Genomic DNA, 25,433 nt, shown 5'->3' on the forward strand with positions numbered 1-25,433 from the left:
TAGCTCCGGTTTCCCGAAGTTATCCCAGTCTACAGGGCAGGTTGCCCACGTGTTACTCACCCGTCCGCCGCTAAATCAGAGAAGCAAGCTTCTCATCATTCGCTCGACTTGCATGTATTAGGCACGCCGCCAGCGTTCGTCCTGAGCCAGGATCAAACTCTCCATAAAAAGTGTTTGAAAGCTCATTTGCTTTGCTAGCGTTATCTTGCTTGATAACATTTTGTTTCGATTCAATTGAACCGAATTTATTGTGATTACATCTTGCTTGTTCAGTTTTCAAGGTTCATTTCGTTTGCCGTTATCTTAACGACTCATTCATTATATCATCATAACTTCCAAGAAGTCAACAACTTTTTTAAAAAAGTTTTTTTATGATGTTTTGTTGTTTTCACAACTTTTATATAATAACAATTGTTTCAAGGCTTGTCAAACATTTTTTATAATGTTGTTTGCCAATCAACGTTTATAACTATACATCTCGTTTTATAGACTGTCAACAATGTTTCGTCCAGATCATTACTTCTCTATCTAATATAATGATTTGTTCACTACATCACAAACTTCATTATCTATTTCAACTTTTTTTCTTCTATAATTAATAAATTTAAAACATCAGCTATTTCAGCGGTTTTTCTATAAAAAAAGCAGGAGGCATTGTACAACGCCTCCTACTTTTATGATAATTCACGTATTGTTTCTTCTATATATTATCGAACCCAGATAAAGTACGCTAAGAAGACAAAGAACATAACATACATTAATGGATGTACTTCTTTACGACGACCAGCTAAGATCATCGTAATTGGATAGAAGATAAAACCGACCGCGATACCCGTTGCGATACTGTAGCCCATCGGCATCATAAATACGGTTAAGAATGCTGGAACAGCGATTTCAAAGTCATTCCATTCAATTAAGCGTAATGACGATACCATTAGTACTCCAACCATTACTAATGCTGGTGCTGTTACTGCTCCAGTTAAAACATCTAGTAATGGGAAGAAGAATAGCGATAAAGCGAATAAAATGGCAACGATAACAGATGAGAAACCTGAACGAGCGCCAGCTGCTACACCTGAAGTTGATTCAACATAAGCTGTTGTTGTTGATGTACCGAAAAGTGAACCAATTGTTGTACCAAGTGCATCAGCCATTAATGCACGACCTGCGCGAGGCATTGTACCATCTTTACGAATTAAACCAGCTTTATCTGCTACAGCCATTAATGTACCTGCTGTATCAAAGAAATCAACGAATAAGAATGTTAATACGACAATTAAGAATTGTGTATTTAATAATGAGCCGAAATCATGAATGATTGGATCAAGTGCAACACCAAATGTAGATGATACGCTTGGTACTGCTGAAACGATTGATTCTGGTGTTTTAACTACACCCGTAACCATACCAACAATTGCTGTAATAACGATTGTGAAGAAAATTCCGCCACTAACTTTTTTCGTTAAGAAAATGACCGCTAAGAAAATTCCGAAGATTGCTAATAGAACACTGCCTTGTGAAAGGTCGCCTAATGTAATAAAAGTTGATTCACTTGCAACGATAATTCCTGCGCCTTTTAAACCAACAAACGTAATGAATAAACCGATACCTGCTGATACCGCATATTTTAATTGCTGTGGAATAGCATTAATAATTGTTTCACGAATACCTGTTAATGATAAAAGAATAAAAATAACACCTGAGAAGAATACACCTGTTAAACCAGTTTGCCATGGAATACCATATGTTAATACAACGGTATAAGCAAAGAATGCATTTAATCCCATACCTGGTGCGAGTGCGATTGGGAATTTTGCGATAACACCCATAATTAATGAACCAACGATAGCTGCAAGAGCAGTTGCTACGAATACAGCGCCTTTATCCATTCCTGCATCTGCTAAAATTAGAGGGTTTACCGCTAAAATGTAGGCCATTGCTAGGAATGTTGTGACACCCCCAATGATTTCTCGGCTATAAGTAGTACCGAGCTCATCAAATAGGAAATACTTTTTCATGATACTTAATTCCTCCGATGTCGTCTTTTGAAAAAAAGAAAGAGGTATACGACGATTTTGTCATATACCTCAACGATTTCTGCTACTGCAGAGAGAAGAAACACATTGTTTCTTCAATCGTAGTCAAATCATTTACGGTGATTTGGTAGAAACTTTCGAGCCTTATTCTCGATTTTATACGACGACGTTATTTAATTACAGTGATAATATAACACGACTCCCATCACCTTTCAAGCTATTTTACGAACATTTATTATATTTTAAACACTATAGTTCGTGAATCAATTGAGTTTTTCAGATCAAAGCACTTAAAAGAATTATTCCTTGCAATTTTACATAAAAAAAGTGTTAACTGAAGAAAACCACTTACGAGGAGGATACTAAAATGCCTTATATTGCACCCGCTGAAAGATATCAACAGCTCATTTCTGAAAAACGTGTATGGCTAAGTGACATCACACAGCCTACTCACTTTGTTGAATGTGTCATCATGTGGGATGATTCTACAAATCAACTGCATGATGTTTGTTTCGAGAATTGTCGCTTTCAAGAGTGTGATTTTTCTAATTTTGAATTACTAGATGTCGTATTTAAAAAGTGTGATTTATCCAATGTTTTATTCCACGATGCTATTTTATATCGCACGGAATTTTATCAAGGGAAATTACTTGGTACGGAATTTCTACAAACAACCATGAAGCATGTTGGATTTTTTGACTCTGTTATTAACTATGGCCAATTCTCTGAAAGTAAATTTAAAGAATGTCAGTTTAAAAAATGTGAATTAAAAGAGACCCTCTTCCGATATGTGACACTAAATGATATACTTTTCGACTACTGTGAATTACATGATAGTGATTTTACTGAAACATCGTTTAAAGGAATCGACTTATCCACTTGTGAGTTCGATACAATCCAAATTGATGCAAATGCTTTAAAGGGCTTAACGATTCGCTTTGACCAAGCTGCAAGTTTACTCCCTCCACTCGGCGTTACAATTAAATATTAAAAAATAACAAAAGAAGGAATCGCGCTAACGCACGATTCCTTCTTTTTATGCACCTACATATTGGTCAACGAATGCGAGAAGCATTTTATTAAACTCCACAGGTTCTTCTAACTGAGGTAAATGACCAGATGTTTCAAATATATAGGAATGGCCTGTTTTAACACGCTTAGCGCATTCCTGTGCATGTTGATGTGACCAATACGCGCTATGTTCACAACCAACAAATAAAATCGGCACTGTTATTTGAGGTAATACATCCAACCAATTTTCAAAGAAGTGATTAAATAATAGTGGCTTCGTTACAATATAATCAAACTGATGGTCTTGCTTTTTATAATGGGCAATTTTCTCCCGAAGCACGATATCAATCTCTTTGAATGTAGCTTCTGGTAAATCGCGCGCTAGCGTCTCATCGAAATTATCGTATGTGACATCATACATACCATATTTCCACGACTTATCATTAATCATTTTCGGTGTTTGGTCTATAGACATAATCGCTCGTACATTTTCACTACCATGTAGCATAATGTAAGCGTAAATTGCTGACATCCCCTGCGAGTGACCAATTAAGATAGGTTTTTCTAACTTCAGTAGCTCAATCAAATCGTGTAAATCTTCACCATGACGTGCAATATGCTGACCATACGTGACATTTTGTGATGCACCGTGATTTCGACGGTCAAAGCCAATTACACGAAAGCCGCCATATGCAAGTAGCGCTTCTACTTGATTAAACCATGATTTTGCATTTCCGCCGTAACCCGCAATTAATACGATAGGTTGTCCTTCACCGACATCGAAATAGGAAAGTGTTGCTTGGTCACTTGTAACAAAATAATTCATTTGAAATTCCATGCATGCTTCACCCTTTATTCTAGACATTTATCTATTTAATACCCTTTGGAAAATAGCGGTAAACGGCATAAAAAAAGAACCGCGCAATAGCACGATTCTCTAATTTATTCGACTAGACTACTTCCTAGTACCAACCGTTTTTAACCCAGAAAGATTTAGCTGCTTCCCATGAACCGTAACGTTGTTTAACATAGTTGTTTGCAACGCGTTCTTGGTTAGCTGCAGAGTAATCACCATTTAAGTATGATTTATCTAATTGGTAGCGACCGATGTATTTACCAGTTGCGCTACGTGCTGAGTATGAACCACTTGATTCTTTGTTTGCGATCCACTCTTTAGCTGAGTTAGAACCTGCTGATGCTGAAGTTGTACGTTTGTATGATTGAGTAGCTGGTTTTTTGTAAGTTGCTTTTTGTGTATAAGATTTCTTAGCAGCCGTGTTTGTGCTGTATGATTTTTGCGTGTTGTATGCTGGTTTTTTATACGTTGATTGTGCTTTGTAAGTTGTTTGTGTTTTAGGTGCACTGTAAGTTGTTGTGGCTTGAGAAGTCTTTGTTACAGCTTGTCCTTTTGAAGGAATTGTTAAACGTTCACCTACATAGATCATATTAGGGTTTGCAATTCCATTTGCTGAAGCAATACTGTTTACTAGAGAGAAGTCACCAACATATTTTTGAGAAATCTTTGCTAAAGTGTCTCCTGACTGAACTGTATATGCTGTTTGTGCGCTCGCATTTGAAGCTCCTGCAAATGCTGCTAATCCTACGGCTAATGTTGTTCCGGCTACTAAAGCTTTGATTGATTTCATATTAAATAATTTTCCACCTTTTTTTAAGTTTTGTCACTTTCACGTCTCGTCTTGCACGCTTATATTTTCCTGCGCTTCGTTTTGCGCTCGCTTGTTTTAAGCTGAGATAAGATTACCATGCTGAATTTTGACATAGAAGTCGGAAATATTACAAAAATATTAAAGGACATGCCTTTTATTACAAATTGCAGTAATTTATAAAGACAATTCAGATTATTTAAGTCTTTTTTTATTCATTTTTTAATGTTATTCGATAAAAAAAGGGTTTATATGGTTTTTATAAAAAGAATAAAAAAAAATGAAAAATAATAAATTTCTTGTATTTTTTTAAATTCTGGGTGTTTTCTTTAACTTTTTTTACTTTTTAAGTATAAAAAAGGAATTATTTTTAACTTAATTTGTAAATAACATTTTCGTTTTTAAGCTAAATGTATGGTTCATTCTTTTATTTTTTTTAGCACCTTATGTTTTATAAGTAAAAGGCCTTAAAATTACTTAAAATGAGCTTATTACATGACGCTTTCTTCTATAATAAAGAAATTACGAGAGGAGCTTTTCAATGAATCAACAACGAACACCGCTTTTTGATAAGCTAAAAAACTATGCATCAAGTAAAACAACGTTTCATGTACCAGGGCATAAAAATGGTACGGTATTTCCTACATGGGCGCGTACCTACTATCAATCTCTTTTACAAATCGATGCAACAGAGATTACTGGAATGGATGATTTGCATGCACCAGAGGAGGCCATTTTAGAAGCACAGCAATTATTGCAAGATCACTATCAATCTCAAAGAAGTTATTTTCTAGTAAATGGCTCGACTGTAGGAAATTTAACGATGATTTTAACAACACTTCAAGCTGGAGATTTTGTACTTGTCCAGCGCAACTGTCATAAATCGATTTTAAATGGTCTTGAGTTAGCTGGCGCACACCCTATTTTTCTCGCGCCTTCCTATAACAGCGACTGGCAGCTTGCAACAAGTTTAACAACTAATTGTGTCAAGCAAGCGTTCAAACAATTCAAGGAAGTAAAAGCGTTGATTTTAACCTATCCAAATTATTATGGACTCGCTCAGCAAAATATTAGGGAGCTCATTGATACCGCACATGATTACGGGGCAATTGTTTTAGTAGATGAGGCGCACGGAGCTCATTTTACATTAGATAGCTTTCCAAAGAGTTCTCTTCACTTTGGTGCTGATATAGTTATCCAATCTGCTCATAAAACCTTGCCTGCCATGACAATGGGCTCTTACTTACATATTGGAAGCCAGCGCATAGATTGTGCACGCATTGAACATTATCTTCAAATGTTGCAGTCTAGTAGCCCTTCTTATCCGATTATGGGGTCTCTTGATCTTGCTCGGTTTTATTTAGCCACTTATATAGAAGAAACTCCATTAATACAATCGATAAATCGATTCAAGAAAGCACTCAATTCACTTGAAATGATTCGAGTAGTAGAAGCTCCTGACAACTATTATGTAGATCCTTTAAAGGTAACCATTCAATCAACACAGCAAGTAAGTGGCTATACGCTCCAAGCCGCTCTTGAATCGGTTGGTATTTATCCAGAACTTGCAGATCCTTATAATGTGCTATTTGTTTTACCTCTCGCTGTTACGGATTATACGGAAATACTTCAAAATATAGCTGTTGCCTTAAAAAATTTAGCAAAAGAAAAACTGCCTACTATACAAAGTGTTCCTTCTCACACGACAATGCTCGCAATGAGTTATGCAGAGCTACGTAACGCCTCAACTGAATTTATCTCAATAAAAGAAGCGAGTGGACGCATTAGCGCTGAAATGGTGACGCCATATCCACCAGGAATCCCGCTTATTATGTATGGTGAAAAAATAAGTGATACGCAACTGGAGGCACTTTCAAACTATGAACGATTTCATGGTGGTGAAAAACTAGCAGAAGGATTACTACGTGTCATCCAATAAAAAATGAGCCACACAATCATGCGTGGCTCATTTTTATATTAGTTTAAGTTACCTGGTACAGTCTTCATGATGCGACCCGAGTTTACTTTCTTCACGGGTGTAGTTGCTGGTCGTAATACACGCATATTGTCACCTCCCTTCAAAGAATCATTAGATTACACTTCTTGTAAGCTGTTTTTCCATACAAGATTCAATACTTTTTTAATATTCTTCTTCTCTGAAGGACATGGACGTTCTCCGGATACAACACGGTACCATGGGCAGTGATTGCCCTGACAAGCTGGGCGGAAGAAGCACGACTGACAAACCGTATCTGTTTCTTCTCCTGACAATAACCATGAAGCGATTTTATCGTAATCTAAATCCATCGTACCATCTGCATTAATATGCCCAACTTTATTCACTTCTTCGTCAAGCACTGTCGTACATTTATAAAGTTGACCGTCTGAGCCGATTACCATTGCATTAGGCTTTGCAGCGTAGCATACAGCAGCTGTTGGATTCAGTGCACCTTCAACCATATTACTCATCGCAAGCCCTTTATCGATTGCTGTTTCTGTAAATTCCCAGATTTTTTTATTCGCTGTAATATGTGTGCATGTTGGAATTTCCTCATCGTTTGGACCACCCCAGCGCCCTACTGGACGGAAGAATACACCAAAACGTTTATCCTCTGCAAAATGTTCTTTTAAGAAGTCGATTAAATGTTCTGTTTCACGTAAATTGTCTTCGTCAAAGTTGATGCGGATTGTCATATTGAAGTCACCTTCAACATCACGTAATGTTTTTAAGTTATCTACAATTCGCTCAAATGAGCCTTGGCCCCCAATCATATGACGACGTGCATCATGGACTGCTTGCACACCATCGATTGTCACCATATATTGAGAGACATTCCATGATAATAGCTTTTCAAATGTTTCACGATTTAAGAAGTAACCATTCGTTACGACATCTGCGGAATAATTAATATTATTATCCGCCGCAATCGTCATATATTCTTTAGAAAGCTCTTCGATGATACCAAGCTCAAGCAATGGCTCACCACCAAACCAGCTAATGTGTAAATCATTCAATGTTCCTGCACGCTCAGCTACTAATGCTTTAACGCCTGCTTTTGTTTCATCTGTCATACGCCCTTTTGCAAAAGACTCATAACAGTAGCGGCAGCGGAAATTACATTGCTCCGTTGTCATTAAAATTAAGTGCAACATATCGGTACGGTGCATCGATTGGTGTAATAAATCGGCACGTTGCATTTCATTTACCGTATCCTTGACGATAAAGCCACTCTCAAATAGCGCTTGCTTTACTTCTGTATCAAGTGCTGTCGAGCCTTGGCGTTTCAGTGCTGTCATGACTTCCTCGCGTTCGCCTGCTTCGAAGTTCACAATAGCGCCTGTATAGCTGTTATAAACAACTAACCCGCCGTCCTCTGTTTTTGTTAATGCGTTAAATTTTGATGGTATGTATGTCACCATTCTGATTCCCCCTCATTCATTTCACTTTCGCCAATGAAATGATGTTTTTTGGCCTTCTAAACCAACTGGAGAACATAAAAAATCCACTCATATTTTCATTGCTAAATAAGAGTGGATTGTAGAAATAATCGATTGAATTTGAATGGATGGCTTTTTGCCTGAACAAACGCGGTGCATACAATCCTAAATGGGACAGATTTTGTCTATGACAAAGAACCGTGCAATTAGCGATAAATGCTGCGCTAGATTCACTTCAATTAGACTATTTCCATTCAGTTGTTGTAGGTGGCTTAGAAGTAATATCTTCTTGTACACGCATTGCTCGTTCAACTTCTCCTGAAATACGTGTCATGACAAATTCAATTTTATCGAACATGATTTTATTGATTGTATCATTTCGCATGCCTTTTCCCTCACAACTGTTTAGAATCTAATTGGTCGTACATTTCCGTTTATTACGAAGATGCTATGCACAAATGCGTACACCCTTCGTAGATGAATTAAGTGTATCGGTCTTAGTACTAGGTGTCAATGCGTTTTTTTTATTTCCTGAATGTATTTATAAATACTAACCTCCGACATTTGAAATGCTTGTGCAACTTTGACAATTGCATCTTTTAATTCAAAAAAGCCTCTATCATGTAATACCTCAACTATTTTGATTTTTTCCTGTTTCAATAACGGCTCATTCTGTAAATTGCGCCCATTCGTCAATTGTTGAATTGTATCTTCTACCACATGATCTGCATTCAAATAAAAATTTTCGGTAATTTCTTGAGGTGGTCGCTTATCCACTTTTTCTCGCTGAATCATCGCAAGTCCCTCAGTCAAAAGTTGCTCAAGTGTTTGTAGCTGTGCGTTATCACGATTAATGCAAATCATACCGATCAACTCACCTAATTCATCTTTAATAAAGAAACTAGATGACTCTAGTGTTAAACCACTAGCTGTCATCGTCTGATAATTTGTAATGAAATCCTGCTGCTCATACCCTTTTTCACGTAAGATTTTAATTAAAAAATCTGTCGCTGGAGCACCGATTTCACGACCCGATAAATTATTTTTAATATACACAACCGATGACGTGAGGCCACTACCGATATCCTGTAGTACAATTTCTGAACGTGGCCCGAGTACATGGGATAAAAACTCTAATAAAGGAATGTATTTTTTTAACTCCGAATTCATTTGCTCACCTCTATTGTAATGCCTGGGCTAAGTCTTCGAGTAAATCTTCAATATCTTCAATGCCACAAGATAGACGTAATAGTTCATCACAAATTCCTTGATTTAAACGTTCATGCGCAGGTAAGCAAGCATGGGACATTGTGGCAGGGTGTGATAAAATCGATTCCACGCCACCAAGACTCACTGCTAAAATCGGTAGCTGAATACGTTCTGTAAAACGAATTAAATCCTCTTTTGTATGTAGCTCAAACGATAAAACAGCCCCACCATTTTGTGCCTGCTTCATGTGAATAGCCTGTCCTTTATGATGCGCTAATGTTGGATAATAAACCTGCTTCACCTGTGGATGCTGTACTAAAAACTGCGCAATCTTTTCAGCATTTTCAATCGAACGCTCCATTCGAAGCCCCATCGTTTTCATACCTCGTAATACGAGCCATGCATCCTCTACGCCTAAAATAGCTCCAAAGTTTTTTTGGTACAGCTTTAATTTCTCGTACAGCACTTCATCATTCGTTGCCGCAAGCCCTGCCACTACATCACTATGACCATTAATAAATTTCGTCACGCTCTCAACGACAATATCTACGCCGTACCCAAGTGGCGATTGGTAAAGCGCCGTCATGAATGTATTATCCGCTGCTGTTAAAATCTCATGCTTTTTCGCCAGTGCCACAATTGCTTCGATATCACTGATTTTCAGCAATGGATTCGATGGTGTTTCTAAATACAGCATCGCCGTATTGGGCTGAATTGCCGCCTCGACTGCGTGAAGATCCGCAAAATCAACAAAAGTCGTTTCAATATGAAAATTCGGCAATACTTCATTTACAAATTGGCAAGTGCCGCCATATACTTCAGTCGGTAAAATAATATGCTCACCAGCCTTTACAAGCATTAACACATTCGAAATCGCTGCCATGCCTGATGAATAAGCGAGTGCATAGCGCGCATTTTCAAACGATGCTAGCGCCTCTTCTAGTGCATGAACAGTCGGATTACCAAAGCGTGTGTACGAGAATTGCTGTGAATCGTCATAAAGCTTTTGCTGATGAAACGTCGATGTTTGGTATTTTGGAATGGATGACGCGCCTGTGTATGCATCAATTACCGGATAGTCATGTAATAATTTTGTGTTTGTTTTCATTTAGATTCCTCCGCCCCTCTAGCATTGTCAATAAGTTGTTGGAATAGGCGATTCATTAGCGGCTCACTTTTATGAAGCATTTCTGGATGCCACTGAATGCCTAGAAGAAATGGATAGCTCGCATGTTCAATTGCCTCAATGGCTCCGTCTGCTGCAGTTGCGCTAATGACGAACTCTCTAGCCGGGTGCTTAATTAATTGGTGATGAAATGAATTCACACGTAGCGTCTTCTCTTGTAAAATTTCTTGTAATATCGTTCCTTCTTCAATCGTCACCGTATGGGTCACAAGCTCTGGATTATGGCCCTGCATATGCTTAATCGTCGTATTTTCACGATGCGCTAAATCCTGCCACAAGCTGCCACCGTGGCACACATTAATGACCTGTGCCCCGCGACAAATACCTAAAATCGGAATGCCTTTCTTTTTCGCAAGCTCGATTAATGTAAATTCAAATCGGTCGCGTGCTGGATAAATGTCACCAAGCGCAAGCTCTGGCTCCTCATCATAAAACTGCGGACTAACATCATGACCACCAGATAAAATCAGCGCATCAATCGTGTCGATATAATTTGCAATGACCGTTTCATCCTCTACAACCGGTAAAATAAACGGCGCACCCCCGTTTTGCACGACCGCATGAATATAATCCTCATTTACATAACTTCTACGATACCCTGGAAATAGCCCACCTTGATCAATAATGACACTGCCTGACACACCAATAACCGGTAATTTCTTTTTCAACACACTCACCTCTTATAATTTTTTATAAGTAATTTATAAATAATTATAAAGAAAAGACGTAAAAAGTTAATGAGGCGATGACATTTAGTTTTAAAATAAGATTAGGGTTCAAAATAGCTATATACCGTTTTAAAGCATTAAAAAAGACTCTCGCATAATGCGAGAGTCTTTTCGTTTATCTTATTCCCACTCGATTGTAGCTGGTGGCTTAGATGTAATATCATACAGTACGCGGTTGACGTGGTCGACTTCGTTTACGATACGTACAGAAATTTTTTCAAGTACGTCGTAAGGAATACGTGCCCAGTCAGATGTCATACCGTCGATAGATGTTACGCCGCGGATACCGATTGCGTAGTCATACGTACGGCCATCGCCCATTACACCAACTGAACGGATGTCTGGTAATACGCAGAAGTACTGCCAGATGTCGCGGTCAAGGCCGGCTTTTTTGATTTCTTCACGTAGGATGAAGTCCGCATCACGTACGATTTCTAATTTTTCTTCTGTTACTTCACCAAGAACACGGATACCTAAACCAGGACCTGGGAATGGTTGACGCCATACAACAGCTTCTGGAAGGCCTAATTCAAGACCAAGTGCGCGCACTTCATCTTTGAATAATGTGTTAAGTGGTTCGATTAATTCAAATTTCATGTCTTCAGGAAGACCACCCACATTGTGGTGAGATTTGATTGTTTGTGCTGTTGCTGTACCTGATTCGATGATATCTGTATAAAGTGTACCTTGTGCTAAGAAGTCCATATCTTTAAGCTTCGCAGATTCTTCGTCAAATACGTAAATAAATTCGTTCCCGATAATTTTACGTTTTTGTTCTGGGTCAGAAACGCCTTTAAGTTTGTTCATGAAGCGATCACGTGCATCGATTTTGATTAAGTTCATATCGAAGTCTTCTGTGAAAGTTTTCATTACTTGTTCAACTTCACCTTTACGGTTTAAGTTGTGGTCTACGAACATACAAGTTAATTGGTCGCCAATGGCTTTGTGGATTAATACCGCAACAACTGATGAGTCAACGCCACCTGAAAGTGCGCAAAGAACTTGTTTGTCGCCAACTTGAGCACGGATTTTTTCGATTTCGATTTCGATGAAGTTCGCCATTGACCAGTCGCCTTTACAGCCACAGATGTCTAATGCGAAGTGACGAAGTAAATCGTTACCGTATACAGAGTGACGTACTTCTGGGTGGAATTGTACAGCGTAGAATTTGCGTTCTGGGTTTGCCATCGCAGCGATTGGGCAAGAAGCGCTTGTTGCGATTGTTGTGAACCCTTCTGGTGTTTCGGTTACTAAGTCACCATGGCTCATCCATACAACTTGTTCTTTCGGTGTATTAGCGAATAATGCATTCTCTTCTAATACGTTGATTTCAGCTTTACCATATTCACGGTGAGCAGCTTTTTCTACTTTACCGCCTAAAGTGTGAGACATTAATTGCATGCCGTAGCAAATACCTAAGATAGGTAAACCAAGTTCAAAAATTGCTTCATCAATTTTGAAAGCATTGTCGTCATAAACTGAGTTTGGACCACCTGAGAAAATGATACCTGTTGCGTTTAAGTCTTTTAATTCTTGTGCAGTAATTGTATGTGCGTGTAATTCACTATAAACACCGAATTCACGAATACGACGTGTGATTAATTGATTGTATTGACTACCGAAATCAAGAACGATGATTTTTTCTTGATCTTTTAGTTGTGTACTAGCTGACAACTTATTTCCACCTCTTCAATGTATTTTGTGTATAACTGATGACCCAATCTTTTTAAAAAAAGGACGTGCGAAAATAAACATTTTCTACACGTCCTCTCAACTGATAGATGAATAGACGAAAACACCTTATAGTAAGGGACTTCGTGCATTCACCTTCATAGTCAAGTCATTTACGGCAACTTGGTAGAAACATTCGATCCATATTATCGAACATATATGAGGGTAATTCAATTATAACTCTTTGAGCTTAGTGTACCGTTTGAATGGTGTAAAATCAACCTCTTACTTTATTGATTAAATATTGCCAACTTTCTTTCAACTTATCCCACTGCACTTCTTTCGCACTTGGATCATAAATATAGCGCTCATATTGTGCAACAAATGCCTTCATATGATGTTCGCCAAGTTTTTCATCGACCCGCTTCGCAAATTGCTGGAGTGTTTCACTGTCTGCTTTTTTCAAACCATACATAGCAAGTACCTTTAATAAGTCATTGTATGCTTGTTCAATCGATACAGTCGATTTTGATGCATAGCGTGTTTTCACATATTGTGGAATCCATTTCTTACGCGTACGCCAGAAACCATATGCTACGACAAGGACAACGAAACCTACAAGCCAAGGCCACCATGTAATGCCCTGTTCATCTGCTTTGCTAGTATCTGTTTGTGGCTCTTGTTGTTGCGGCTCTGGTTTTTCTTGCTGTTGCTCTTTTTCTTCTTCTGCTTCAGGTGCTTGCTCCTCTGCAGAAAGTTGTGTGTCATTCTCTGGACGTGTATCATCCTCTACTTGATTAAAGCCACTAAAGCCAATTGTCGGCTCAAATTGCATCCAACCAACACCTGGCATATACGCTTCAACCCATGAGTGAGCATTATTATTCGTCACTTCAAAATGCGTTGTCTTATTGTTTGTATCGACAACATCGCCCTCAGAGAAACCTTTTACCCAACGTGCAGGAATCCCTTGTGAACGTAGCATCACTACCATCGCTGTTGAGAAGTTATCACAATAGCCAATCTTCGTATCAAATAAAAACTGGTCAACATAATCTTGATTGTCTTCCGGATAATCGACATCACTACGTGAATAGCGGTAACCATTGACACTAAAATAAGATTCAATCGCGGTCGTCTTGTCATAGACACTCGTTTCATCTTTTGTGATTTCACGAGCTAATGCACGTACACGACGAGGTAAAGATTCTGGCAGTTGTAAATACTTATCAAAATCTTCATCTAAGTTTTGTAGTTCATGCATCGATGTTTTATTTAATTCACTTAATTTATACGTTGGCGGACTATAGCGCATACTGTATTTTGTAAGTGTTGTACGCTGTTCATCCACAGTCGGACGGATTTTTTCAGTATCGAGCTCGACATAAAATCGATTCGTGTCCTTATCATTTGACTCGATTTTTCGCAGTCCATATGGCTGTGCTAAAAATTGATATTGCTTATGCATATTAATTTTCATTATATCGGTATCATCGGATGGACCAGATTTAATAGACAATGGCACACGATCATCATAATCAAATGAGCGGACATAAATATCGCCCTTCTTCCGTTCCCAACCCTTGCCTGTGTAAACATACTTTGTATCGACACGTAAATACTGTGCATCCTTCGCCCACACATCAAATACCGGTGTATCATCCAGTTCAAAGCTACCACCAAGTCGTGTGTCATCCTCTACGTAGCCAATTTTCCCGGTTGGCGATAATTGCTTATTTACCCAATCATTGATTGCTTCAATAGGCGCAGGAAGATCGACTGCAGGTTCACTTTTTGGCATAAAGTACGCAAAGGCACTACTAACAACAATCATTAAGAGTAGCGGCACCATTAGCTTAATATAGCGTAGTAGCGTTGGTTTCATATGATGATTGACGAATACTTTTTCAATAAATAGCATCCCAACTAAAAAGAAGCCAATACACATGACGCGAATTAATGGATACGTCGCATCGTATTCTGTAAAGGTATCAATCGATGCGAGGAAGAAAATCGTCATAAAGAAAAATAAAAAAATCGAATAACGTACAGTTAACCAGTGATGGATTAAATAAATCGTCATCCATAGTAGCACGAGGAAAATAAATGTACGTGCGCTATCGGTCACATTATCGATATGCAATGTAAGTAGTGCCTTCACACTCGTTATAAATTCATTAAAAATTACGGGGATTTCAGATGGCGTTAAATTGCCATGAATATAAAAGACGATAAAGGCGACAAAACCTACCTTTAATGCGGTGTTACACCAAGCAGGCCAAATCGTAATAAGATTGGTCGCAAAGCATAAGATCACAAAGGTTGTAATAAGTGGTAAATGACCTGTTCCCGTCAATTCACTAATTGGACCAAGCCATTCATACAACATTAAAAAAACGAGTGTATATAAAATAAGTAAACTTGCCCAGTGGAGGGTAGGTGATTTTCTCATTAAGCCTTCCCTCCTTCAAATGCTGCCGCAAAACGATTTGCCGGCACATAGATAATACGCATTCCTCTTGTTGCTGCGCGTTTTTCGACATCCGTTGCGGCATGGACTTCTGTTGGATTTACAATAATAAAAATGACGCAATTTTTCGGTGTTGCTGCTGTATTGGATAATGCTTCAACCCATTCATTCGTTAAAGAAGAGGTAATAAAATGGATAATTGCTGCTTGGCGTAAGTCCTCGTTATACGAATACATTTTTTGCGCATCAAATCCTTCTTCTTGTACACCTGCTAAATGAACGAGCAAACTTTGTAATTGCTCATTCGTCTGTAAATTTTGCGCGGTAAAAGGACGTGTACTAGCGGTCATATAGCTAAGTGATTCATGCTGTTTTTGAGCCGATGCAAGAATGGATGCAGCAAAGGAAACCTGTGGCTCAAAATATTCGCTCGGTAATGTATCAAGAACAATCCATGTACTATCATCACGATATGGCTCAAATTCCTTCGTTTGAAGCTTCCCTGTTTTCGCAAAACTCTTCCAGTGAATCCAGCTCATGCGGTCACCCGCTTCATAATCCCGAATACCGGCAACGACATTTGTATCCTTCAAGCGACTTTGTAGTGCCTTCGCGCTACCTGGTGTTTTGTAGCGCAGCATTTTTTTATAAACAAGTGGCTGAATTTTAGGGAACACAATAACCGTTCGCTTCCCCTCGATAAACTTCATTTTCTTTACCCAGCCAAAAAAGTCCGTCACCGTTACATACACGCCAACGAGCTGATGCTCACCGCGTGGTACATCCTGAATTGCATACGTCCACGACACTTCCTTGCGAAATCCTAACGCCACAAGACGTCGTGTTTCGTGTTGCTCAACCGAATCAAAAACGCCTTTTGGTAGCACTTCCTCTACGATGACGTACAATAACGGCCATCGATTTTTACGTGTTAATGTGACGGTCATCTCTAACGTATCATGCTGTTCTAGTCGCGTATTATCGGTCGAGCGCCTGACGTCAAATTGACTAATTGGCATAAACCAAAGCATGATAGAATACACAAAAGGTGGTACGAGCATGTAAAAAATAAACCAGCTCGTAAATCCTCCCTGTAGTAGTGCAAAGCAAAATGACACGATTAATAACACGACAACAAACAGCAACCGAAATAATGCGGATGAGCTCAATCGTGTGTATTGCTTTTTCATAGCGCTTCAGACTTTCTTGTTGGTACAGCTGTATTAAGGACGATACGACCAACGATATCTTCTGCGCTCACATTGTCATAGCGCGCCTCAGGTTTTAAAATCAGACGATGTGAAAATACAAATGGCGCTAAATATTGAATATCATCTGGTGTCACAAATGTACGTCCTTTTAATAACGTATATGCCTGTGCAGCTTTCATTAAGGCAATCGAACCACGCGGGCTAGCACCTAAATAAACATACGGATGCTCACGCGTTGCTTGCGCTAATGTCACAATATATTGTTTTACTAAATCATCGACATGAATTTCCTTTACTTGCTGCTGTAAGTGAATCAACTCTTCTAGTGACACAACCGATGTTAATGTTTCGATTGGTTTTGTTGATTCCGCACGGCGTAGCACTTCAATTTCATCTAAAATATCTGGATAGCCCATTTTTAACTTTAATAAGAAGCGGTCAAGCTGTGCTTCTGGTAATGGGTATGTACCCTCGTATTCAATCGGGTTTTGTGTCGCCATCACAAAAAATGGTTTCGGAATTTCAATCGTTTCCCCGTCAACCGTCACAGCAGCTTCCTCCATTCCTTCAAGTAGCGCTGCCTGTGTTTTGGGTGACGTACGATTGATTTCATCGGCTAAGACGATATTCCCCATTATCGGTCCTGGTCGGAATTCAAACGCCATGTCTTTTGGGTTGTAAATTGACACGCCAAGCACGTCAGACGGTAGTAAATCCGGCGTAAATTGAATACGCTTAAATGTTGCACCAACGGATTTTGCGAGCGAGCGTACCATCATCGTTTTACCGACACCTGGTACATCTTCTAGTAGTACATGGCCTTGCCCGAGTAACGCCACGACGCTTAGTTCGGCGATATGACGTTTCCCGATCATTACTTTCTCAATATTATCAATGATTGCTTGTAGCTTTACTTGTGTATCCATTCCTCATCCTCCAAGTATTAATGATTATCAATTATACCATGTACCTACGTTTTCTTTTGCGTCGAAAGTATTTGTTAAACAACCTGCCATAAAAAAAAGAGCCGCATATCATCAGCTCTTCCGTGTTAATTATGTGTGGCAAATCCGACATTGCGCATAAATAATTCTTCCAAATGTGACACTTTTTCTTGTTGTAAAATAGATTGCAGTTCTCCTGTCATGAGCACGTTGCCATCATGAAGTAACAGCACATCATCTGCTAGCTCTTCAGCAAACGATAGTAGATGTGTTGAGAAAAGTATCGTTTTTCCTGCTTTCTTTTCTTCACGTAAAATTTGCTTTAGCTCTGCAATCCAGTGCAGGTCTAGGCCATTTGTCGGTTCATCTAAAATAAGTAATTGCTCATCGCCTAAAAGACTTTGTGCTAAATTAAGTCGCTGACGCATCCCACGCGAATATTGGCGTACACGTTGTTTACGATACTGCCATAAACCAACACGTTCGAGCACTTCCTGACAGCGGGATGTTGGCAATTGTTTCATCGTCGCAAGTAGTTGAATAATTTCTTGTGCTGTAAATGCTAATGGAAAATTAATATCGTCTGGCATATACCGAATTGACTTTCCATCTGCCCAAACAATCGTTCCTGCATCTAGCTCTTCTTCCTCAATTAACAAACGAATTAACGTCGATTTCCCGGCCCCATTTCCACCAGCTAAAGCAATAATTCGCCCCTCATTTAATGAGAACTTAATGCCATGCAATCCTTGATGATTGGCATATTCTTTTGTTACAGCTTCGCCTTCAACAATGGTCTTCATTATACGTCACGTCCTTTTTTACTTAAAATCCAATTTGCTAAACCAAGTGGTGTAATGACCCACAATGCACTTAGCATAATAAATAAGAAATAGCCAAAAAATGATGTGTAAAATTCCGTGAAATCATAAAAAGCAGGTCCGAGAACAGTCGTTTGACCAGAGAACATAAAGTAACCAAAGCGTAGCCATTCTGCTGGATTTAAGTGAATCATCACGATAGTCAGCCATTTAAGCATGGTGCCAGACACAATCGTGCCAAGAGCCATTAAAATATATGAAAACAGTAGTAAGCTCACAGCCCATATGACGAGTGAAAGAGATAAGGCATGCAAACGATTTTTCGCAAGTACCCCACAAAATACGGCAAGCGCTGAAAAAATAAGTACCATAAAAATCGATAAGAAAATAAAAACAACAGGTAGCTGCATATGTCCCGTGATGCCCGACATCGTTAGGACAACACCGAATGCTAGTAATAAAATTAGCAAGAAAGATAATACGATGGCAACGTATTTACTCCATAAAAACCCGAAAATACTCATAGGATATGTTTTTAAAAGCGCATACCACCCTGACTCGATATCACCTGCCACACTCATACTACCAATCGTCAATGTAAATAAAGGTAATAGAAATAATAATAAATTAAGGAAGCTTGCTGTTTGCCGTGTAAATCCATCCGTCGGTAATGCCATTTGCTGAATAAGGGATATTGCTGCAAAGACAACGACAAAGAGCACTGCTACGAGTTGCATCCAGCGACTGCGTAGCATTTGCTTCCATTCTAGTTTAATGAATAAAGCCATTACGCATGACCACTCCAGTCCATCGCTTTCACTTCATCAAATGTAATGACTTTCCCTTTGCCTTCCGAATCAATAAATTGCTGTGCTTCCTCCTTCGTTTTAAAGGCAATCACACCGTAACTCATTGGCGTAGAAATTTCTTTATCTGATACATAAATGGCCGTTTCTACATTTACCCAAGTGTCTCCGCTAAAATCTTTAACAAACGCTTCTCCAATTTGCTTTTTATCCGTTTTCGTATAGTATTCCATCAGACAGCCAATATCATCGAATGTCTCGTAATCACCATTTGCGAGTGCTACTTGTGCTGCATATTTTTCAGCAGCTACACTCATATTACAAATTTTGCAAATATCTGTCGCCGGATTAATATCACGTGCTTCAAACGATTTATCTCCACAAGCACTCAACAATAATGAGGTTGCCATCGCACCTGCTAGCCATATTTTTTTCTTCATTGTTTAACACCCTTTCTCCAAAGAAATATTGCACCAGTTAGCATGATAAGACCAATCAAAAATGACCATAAATGAAAAGCGTACTCTTTATGAAACGCATTCGTTGGTTCCATCATCGGCGTACTATCGACTAGTTGATTTGTTTCGACACGATTCGTTTGCTTATCCATTTGGTTCAACATAATGACAGCGGGTGATTCAATAAAGTATTGATACGCCGGCTCTCGCACCATCCACTGGCCAAAACTTTGTAGTGCTACATAATTTGTATCGCCTACTCCGTTGTCATCAATATCATTTCCATCGTAATCATCATAATAGTTTTTGTCGATTCTACTATCACTACCATCCGAACGAATGTTTAAAATGTTACCAACAAAATCATTGTTCGTTACCGTATTGTTTTTATCTGCCGCTGTAAATTCAATCGCGGTTTGATTGGATGAAAAAATATTATGCTGTATTTGCGCATTTTTTAATGTTTGGCTCAAAACACCAGTTCGATTCCCTGAAAAAACATTGTTTTCTGCGACAATATTTTCAGCGTTATATAATGTAAATCCAGAGGAATTCCAGTCCCATTGTAAGCTAATATCGTTATAGCGAAGTGAGGCATTTTTTGCGAGCATCAGCATAATCCCTGTTACATTTCGCTTGAGTGTATTGTGTTCCGCCTTGATACCATCTGCATACATAAAATGAAGACCATAACGGCTATCTGTCGCAATATTATTTGTCACCGTAACATCTTTTGTATGTTCTAAATAATATGCGTCTTGCACAGACGTTACATCATTATGATCAAGCGTTACGTTACTACTTTTAAATACCGCTAGACCATAACCTTTTGAAGCGAACTGTCCATCGATTCCTTTTAGCGTCAACCCTTTAATCGTCACGTCTTTTGAGTCATATACTTGAACCCCACTAAACATTTGAATCATCTCAAGCTTGTCTAATTGAATCTTTGATGAATTTTTCACGACAACTGCTGCATTAGATTGTAAAAAGTGTAGCCCTTTTAACGTGACGTTTTCGGCATTCTTAATTGTAAAGACCGGCTTGTCGCTATCAGACATGAGGAGGGTTTCTTCACCACCTATTATGGTAATGGGCTTTTTAATTACAGCAGTTTCCATATATTCACGACTAAATAATGTTAACGTTCCTCCTACAGGTGTTTTATCAATTTGTTGTTGCAATGTATCGGCACTTGCTGAAAGTGTAAAGAGAAACAACGTAGCAAAAAAGGCTATCCAAAAATGCAGTCTTCTCAAAGACGTATCCCCCATTCATTTAATGCCCATGTGACTCCGTTGAATCGTCCATCTGTTCACTTTGCATATTCATTTTCATCTTCATTTTTTCATGTGCCTTATCATCTATGTCCTCTACCGCAACTAGTTTTGATCCTTCATGCTTATCGATAAACTTCTGTGCATCCGCCTTCTGTGCAAAATAAGCAAAGCCGTAATTCATTGGTGTTTTAATATCGCCTGCTACAACAGCTGCATCTTCTAAATGAATCCACTCTTTTGAATCGTAATCTCGCACAAATTTTTCAAGTGTTACGTTATGTTCTCGTTCGTAGTTCAACATGCAACCCGCATCATCAAAAAATAAATTTTTTCCTTTATCATCGATTGCCTGAGCCGTAAAAGCACCTAATTTATTGTTTTTTTGATAAACCTTCATGTTACAGAATGCACATTTTTCATCCTTTGCTGGTTCTTTTAAACGATTGTCTACTGGTGCTGCGGTCGTTTGATTTTCTGAAATGGTTGTATTTTCACTGTTTACTGAAGTTGTATTTTCTCCACAACCTGCTAATAATAACCCTGCTATTACCACTGCTCCACCCAATTGATAGTTCACGTTTTAAAACTCCCTTCAAGTTGTTTCTATCATTTATTGTAGCCAGCAATTGTGAAATAAGATAAAAATCAATTTGACGTTTTAAATACAACTAATAAAAAAAGAGAGACTGCGATAAAATATACCATGTTTCTTTTTTAGCGTTCGCAACGAAAAACCGGAACCGCACTTTCACGCGATTCCGGTTTTTTTATGCTCATAGGAGAGGTGATTTTTACACGTATGTCAAAGCTTCCCCTCGCTTATTATTTCCAAAAATCATCATATACCGTAATCGGTAGATGACGTTTATGCTGTGTTTTTAAATAGTGACCTTCTAAAATCTTCTGTGCCGCTTCATCGATTTGTTTACCTTCTAAGTAATCATCGATTTGCTCATACGTCACACCTAGTGCATCCTCATCGGGAATACCTGGTCGATTTTCTTCTAGGTCGGCTGTTGGCTTTTTCTCATATAAATGAGTTGGACAATCTAGTGCCTTTAGTAACGCCTTGCCTTGGCGTTTATTCAAGCGCCAAAGCGGAGTTAAATCTGCTGCCCCGTCACCAAACTTCGTATAGAAGCCTGTAATCGCCTCTGCTGCATGATCTGTACCAAGGACAACGCCCGCATTTACTGCCGCAATCGCAAACTGTACTTTCATACGTTCACGCGCTTTTTCATTCCCCTTAACAAAATCGCTTAGTTCAATACCCGCTTCTTTTAACGCACTAACGCCCGCATCAACAGCTGGTTTAATATTGACTGTATACGTTTTCGTTGGTTGAATAAATGCAAGTGCATCCTCACAGTCTTTCTCATCTGCTTGAATACCATATGGTAAGCGTACAGCCCAAAATGAATACGTTGCTGTGCCTGCTTCTTCATTTAACTCATCGACTGCAAGCTGCGCTAATTTACCAGCAAGCGTCGAGTCTTGTCCGCCTGAAATACCTAGCACAAAGCCTTTTACAAAGCTATATTTATGCGCATAGTCTTTTAAAAAATCAATGGTGCGACGAATTTCTTGCTCCGCATCAATGGTTGGTTGTACATGAAGCTCTTCAATGATTTGTTGTTGCAATGTCATGCTTATGCCCCCTCAATTTCATCTACAGTGCGTTGTACCATTTCCTTTACTTCTTCGATATTACGCATTTTATTATCCCAACATTTTTGACTTAAATCCACTGGGTATGCTTCTGGATTTAATGAACGTTTGTATTCATCCCATAACTGGTCAAGATTTGCAAAAGCATATTGTTTCATCTCTTCCACAGTTGGTGATTCGTAAACAACTTCACCATTTGCAATCACTTTTTCGTGTAAGTTTTTCGCTTCAAAGTTCGTTACAAATTTTGAAATGAATGTGTGTACTGGGTGGAACATTTTTAAACGTTCCTCTGAGCTTGGATCCTCATCATGCATACAAATATAATCGCCCTCTGCTTTGCCATTTTCACGGTCGATGATGCGATATACCTTTTTATGTCCAGGGGTTGTCACCTTTTCTGCATTAGCAGAAATTTTGATTGTATCTTGCATAACACCATTTTCATCTTCAATTGAAACAATTTTATAAACAGCACCTAATGCGGGTTGATCATACGCTGTAATAATTTTTGTACCGATTCCCCATAAATCAACACGTGCATTTTGCGCACGTAAATTCAGCATTGTATATTCGTCTAAATCATTTGATACGACAATTTTCGCTTCTGGGAATCCCGCTTCGTCTAGCATACGACGCGCTTCTTTTGATAAGAATGCGATATCCCCGCTATCTAAACGAACACCGATAAAGTTAATTTTATCGCCAAGTTCTTTCGCTACTTTAATCGCCATCGGTACACCAGATTTTAATGTATCGTATGTGTCGACTAAAAAGACACAATCTTTATGACGACGTGCATACGCATGAAATGCCTCATAGTCGCTACGGTATGATTGCACAAGTGAATGCGCATGTGTACCCGCAACTGGTAAATCGAATAATTTACCCGCTCGTACATTACTTGTTGAATCAAAACCACCAATAATCGCAGCACGTGTACCCCAAATCGCTGCGTCCATTTCCTGTGCTCGGCGTGTACCAAATTCCATGACCGTTTCTTCACCCGCCACATGCTTGATGCGGCTCGCTTTTGTTGCGATAAGTGTTTGGTAATTCACAATATTTAGTAATGCTGTCTCAATTAATTGTGCCTCTACAAGTGGTGCCTCAATGCGTACAATTGGTTCATTACCAAAGACTAACTCACCTTCAAGCATTGAATACATATCCCCTGTAAAACGGATATCGCGTAAATAATTAATAAAATCTTCTTTATAGCCGACCTCTTGTTGCAAATAAGCTAAATCCGATTCGCTAAATTTAAAGTTGCGTAAGTACTCTAGCATACGCTCTAAGCCGGCAAATACTGCATACCCATTCCCAAATGGTAGCTTTCTAAAATAAAGTTCAAAAATTGCTTTACGATTGTGAATGCCATCTGCCCAATACGTTTCTGCCATGTTGATTTGATAAAGGTCTGTATGTAACGCTAAACTATCATCTGAATAGATTGATTTCATAATAATTAGTCCCTTCTTCTAAAAGTTAAGTTAAGAACGTGGTTCACTTCTTAATTACGTTCCCCAAAATACCTTTTTATATGCAATTCGTTTCCGCTCCCACGAAACCATATGTATAAACATGATACATCGTATCAGACGAAGCGTCTTACGTCATCTACAATCTTCGCCTGTTTTCTGGATGTAGCTCTATTATAGCTCTTTCAAGTGAAATTAAAAACCTTCTGACTTGTCACAAGTCGTTACGCAAAAAAAGCTTCTCACATCTAGATGTAAGGAGCTCAATGTTTATTATTCTTTATATGTTGTAAAGCCTTCAAGATGAAGCAATGTTTTCTTCATCGCTAGCCCACTGCGGAAACCTGTTAACTTTCGATTTTTGCCGATAACGCGGTGACAAGGAATAACGACAAGCACTGGATTGCGTCCAATCGCATTCGCAACAGCGCGCACAGCAGTTGGTTTGCCGATTTTTTCTGCGACATCTGAATAGGTCCACACATCACCAAATGGAATCGTCATCAGTGTTTGCCAAACTTGTTGTTGAAGCGCCGTTCCTGTGACATCTAATGTGAGATGAAAGGTTTCTAAGTTCCCTGAAAAATAACGTGCGAACTGTGTACGATAAACTGACATTGCCTCATTATCTTGTACTAGTACTTCCTTACGCTTCGCCGCATAATCAAATAGTTCCTGCTCTTCATTTCCCACATAGCATAAGCCTTTATTTGTTGCTGCTATATAGAGAACATCATTCGGTACTGCTAATGTAGTGTAATTCATCGTTTATTCCTCGCTTTCAACTGATATTGCTTTGGTGTTTGTTGCTCGTACTGCTTAAATACCGCTACAAAATAGGCACTACTATGAAATCCTACACGTGCGGCAATCTCATGGATGCGTAGCGTCGTATTATTCAGTAGACGTTTGGCCTCTGTTAAACGTAGCTGTGTAATATGCTGTGTAAGCGTCTCCCCCGTCATTTCTTTATAAATACGACTCAAGTGAAATTTACTGCCATGAAAACGCGCCGCAAGCTTATCAAGTGTCACATCATACATATAATGTGTTTCTAAAAATGCATTAATAAGCGCCACCCATTCGTCATTCGGCAATATCACATTTTCAGGCCGACAACGCTTGCATGGTCGAAATCCTTGCGCCATCGCCTCTTCAAGTGAATGAAAGATGCACACCTTTTCCCGGTGAGGAAGACGTGATGGACAACTTGGCTTACAACAAATTTTCGTCGAATGCACCCCATATAAAAAACGCTCATTATACGTTTTATCATTTGTCTCAATGGCTGCCCATTGTTCGTCGGTTGGCCTTACGCCCTCATTCATCATTCGGTGTACACCTCCTTTTT

At 38.9% G+C, this 25,433-nt stretch carries 23 protein-coding genes, 1 rRNA gene and 2 riboswitches; of the genes, 2 read left to right on the forward strand and 22 right to left on the reverse strand.

Annotation, left to right across the window (positions count from 1 at the left end; all coding sequences use genetic code 11):
* Both QI30_RS03645 and QI30_RS03650 read right to left on the reverse strand, forming a co-directional pair.
* Positions 1–168 (reverse strand): 16S ribosomal RNA (locus QI30_RS03645); the annotation flags it as partial.
* A 539-nt stretch (positions 169–707) separates the two neighbouring features.
* Positions 708–2,018, reverse strand: coding sequence for an NCS2 family permease (locus QI30_RS03650; protein WP_126989596.1), 1,311 nt, complete (start codon positions 2,016–2,018; stop codon positions 708–710).
* Positions 2,019–2,118: 100 nt separating this feature from the next.
* A riboswitch (purine riboswitch) is annotated at positions 2,119–2,220 on the reverse strand.
* 183 nt (positions 2,221–2,403) lie between these two features.
* Here QI30_RS03650 and QI30_RS03655 point away from each other — a divergent pair.
* On the forward strand, positions 2,404–3,027 hold the full coding sequence (locus QI30_RS03655; protein ID WP_126989597.1) for a pentapeptide repeat-containing protein: 624 nt from the start codon (positions 2,404–2,406) through the stop codon (positions 3,025–3,027).
* 45 nt (positions 3,028–3,072) lie between these two features.
* On the opposite strand, the gene QI30_RS03660 is transcribed toward QI30_RS03655, so the two are convergent.
* Both QI30_RS03660 and QI30_RS03665 read right to left on the reverse strand, forming a co-directional pair.
* Positions 3,073–3,885 (reverse strand): alpha/beta fold hydrolase, encoded by an 813-nt coding sequence (locus QI30_RS03660; protein WP_126989598.1) that lies wholly within the window; start codon positions 3,883–3,885, stop codon positions 3,073–3,075.
* A gap of 124 nt (positions 3,886–4,009) precedes the next feature.
* Entirely contained in the window at positions 4,010–4,693 is a 684-nt protein-coding gene (locus QI30_RS03665) for a LysM peptidoglycan-binding domain-containing protein (RefSeq protein WP_126989599.1), read from the reverse strand.
* Positions 4,694–5,252: 559 nt separating this feature from the next.
* Here QI30_RS03665 and QI30_RS03670 point away from each other — a divergent pair.
* A complete protein-coding gene (locus QI30_RS03670) occupies positions 5,253–6,650 on the forward strand; it encodes an aminotransferase class I/II-fold pyridoxal phosphate-dependent enzyme (RefSeq protein ID WP_126989600.1) in 1,398 nt (465 codons plus the stop codon).
* Positions 6,651–6,805: 155 nt separating this feature from the next.
* Here QI30_RS03670 and QI30_RS03675 read toward each other — a convergent pair whose 3' ends face one another.
* The 18 genes from QI30_RS03675 to QI30_RS03760 form a co-directional block, all read right to left on the reverse strand.
* Positions 6,806–8,131, reverse strand: coding sequence for a radical SAM/SPASM domain-containing protein (locus tag QI30_RS03675; RefSeq protein ID WP_126989601.1), 1,326 nt, complete (start codon positions 8,129–8,131; stop codon positions 6,806–6,808).
* 262 nt (positions 8,132–8,393) lie between these two features.
* Positions 8,394–8,534 carry a hypothetical protein gene (locus QI30_RS03680; protein ID WP_126989602.1) on the reverse strand — a complete coding sequence of 47 codons (141 nt, stop codon included), beginning with the start codon at positions 8,532–8,534 and terminating at the stop codon, positions 8,394–8,396.
* 125 nt (positions 8,535–8,659) lie between these two features.
* Positions 8,660–9,319: a helix-turn-helix transcriptional regulator gene (locus tag QI30_RS03685; protein ID WP_126989603.1), complete on the reverse strand. Its 660-nt coding sequence runs from the start codon at positions 9,317–9,319 to the stop codon at positions 8,660–8,662.
* A 10-nt stretch (positions 9,320–9,329) separates the two neighbouring features.
* Entirely contained in the window at positions 9,330–10,466 is a 1,137-nt protein-coding gene (locus QI30_RS03690) for a trans-sulfuration enzyme family protein (RefSeq protein ID WP_126989604.1), read from the reverse strand.
* On the reverse strand, positions 10,463–11,212 hold the full coding sequence (locus QI30_RS03695) for a gamma-glutamyl-gamma-aminobutyrate hydrolase family protein (protein ID WP_199754632.1): 750 nt from the start codon (positions 11,210–11,212) through the stop codon (positions 10,463–10,465). The genes QI30_RS03690 and QI30_RS03695 overlap by 4 nt, the downstream gene beginning before the upstream one ends.
* A gap of 180 nt (positions 11,213–11,392) precedes the next feature.
* Positions 11,393–12,946: a glutamine-hydrolyzing GMP synthase gene (guaA, locus tag QI30_RS03700; RefSeq protein ID WP_126989606.1), complete on the reverse strand. Its 1,554-nt coding sequence runs from the start codon at positions 12,944–12,946 to the stop codon at positions 11,393–11,395.
* A gap of 138 nt (positions 12,947–13,084) precedes the next feature.
* A riboswitch (purine riboswitch) is annotated at positions 13,085–13,186 on the reverse strand.
* Positions 13,187–13,220: 34 nt separating this feature from the next.
* On the reverse strand, positions 13,221–15,395 hold the full coding sequence (locus QI30_RS03705; RefSeq protein WP_126989607.1) for a transglutaminase-like domain-containing protein: 2,175 nt from the start codon (positions 15,393–15,395) through the stop codon (positions 13,221–13,223).
* Complete coding sequence (locus QI30_RS03710; protein WP_126989608.1) at positions 15,395–16,603, reverse strand: DUF58 domain-containing protein; 1,209 nt, start codon at positions 16,601–16,603, stop codon at positions 15,395–15,397. The genes QI30_RS03705 and QI30_RS03710 overlap by 1 nt, the downstream gene beginning before the upstream one ends.
* Positions 16,600–17,550 carry an AAA family ATPase gene (locus tag QI30_RS03715; RefSeq protein WP_126989609.1) on the reverse strand — a complete coding sequence of 317 codons (951 nt, stop codon included), beginning with the start codon at positions 17,548–17,550 and terminating at the stop codon, positions 16,600–16,602. The genes QI30_RS03710 and QI30_RS03715 overlap by 4 nt, the downstream gene beginning before the upstream one ends.
* A 125-nt stretch (positions 17,551–17,675) precedes the next feature.
* The gene (locus QI30_RS03720; RefSeq protein ID WP_126989610.1) at positions 17,676–18,371 is read right to left on the reverse strand and encodes an ABC transporter ATP-binding protein; all 696 of its coding nucleotides are present in this window, start codon (positions 18,369–18,371) and stop codon (positions 17,676–17,678) included.
* Entirely contained in the window at positions 18,371–19,177 is an 807-nt protein-coding gene (locus QI30_RS03725; RefSeq protein ID WP_126989611.1) for an ABC transporter permease, read from the reverse strand. Before QI30_RS03725 ends, QI30_RS03720 begins: the two co-directional genes overlap by 1 nt.
* Positions 19,177–19,635 (reverse strand): nitrous oxide reductase accessory protein NosL, encoded by a 459-nt coding sequence (locus tag QI30_RS03730; RefSeq protein ID WP_126989612.1) that lies wholly within the window; start codon positions 19,633–19,635, stop codon positions 19,177–19,179. Before QI30_RS03730 ends, QI30_RS03725 begins: the two co-directional genes overlap by 1 nt.
* Complete coding sequence (locus QI30_RS03735) at positions 19,632–20,912, reverse strand: right-handed parallel beta-helix repeat-containing protein (protein ID WP_233600511.1); 1,281 nt, start codon at positions 20,910–20,912, stop codon at positions 19,632–19,634. Before QI30_RS03735 ends, QI30_RS03730 begins: the two co-directional genes overlap by 4 nt.
* A gap of 19 nt (positions 20,913–20,931) precedes the next feature.
* On the reverse strand, positions 20,932–21,510 hold the full coding sequence (locus QI30_RS03740; protein ID WP_126989614.1) for a nitrous oxide reductase accessory protein NosL: 579 nt from the start codon (positions 21,508–21,510) through the stop codon (positions 20,932–20,934).
* 245 nt (positions 21,511–21,755) lie between these two features.
* Positions 21,756–22,580: an ammonia-dependent NAD(+) synthetase gene (nadE, locus tag QI30_RS03745; RefSeq protein ID WP_126989615.1), complete on the reverse strand. Its 825-nt coding sequence runs from the start codon at positions 22,578–22,580 to the stop codon at positions 21,756–21,758.
* 2 nt (positions 22,581–22,582) lie between these two features.
* Positions 22,583–24,064 carry a nicotinate phosphoribosyltransferase gene (locus QI30_RS03750; protein WP_126989616.1) on the reverse strand — a complete coding sequence of 494 codons (1,482 nt, stop codon included), beginning with the start codon at positions 24,062–24,064 and terminating at the stop codon, positions 22,583–22,585.
* A 291-nt stretch (positions 24,065–24,355) separates the two neighbouring features.
* On the reverse strand, positions 24,356–24,847 hold the full coding sequence (locus tag QI30_RS03755; RefSeq protein ID WP_126989617.1) for a methylated-DNA--[protein]-cysteine S-methyltransferase: 492 nt from the start codon (positions 24,845–24,847) through the stop codon (positions 24,356–24,358).
* Entirely contained in the window at positions 24,844–25,413 is a 570-nt protein-coding gene (locus QI30_RS03760; protein WP_126989618.1) for a bifunctional transcriptional activator/DNA repair enzyme AdaA, read from the reverse strand. Before QI30_RS03760 ends, QI30_RS03755 begins: the two co-directional genes overlap by 4 nt.
* Positions 25,414–25,433 lie beyond the last annotated feature (20 nt).

This window comes from Candidatus Kurthia intestinigallinarum, assembly GCF_003991225.1.
In the GTDB taxonomy this organism is placed as follows: domain Bacteria; phylum Bacillota; class Bacilli; order Bacillales_A; family Planococcaceae; genus Kurthia; species Kurthia populi.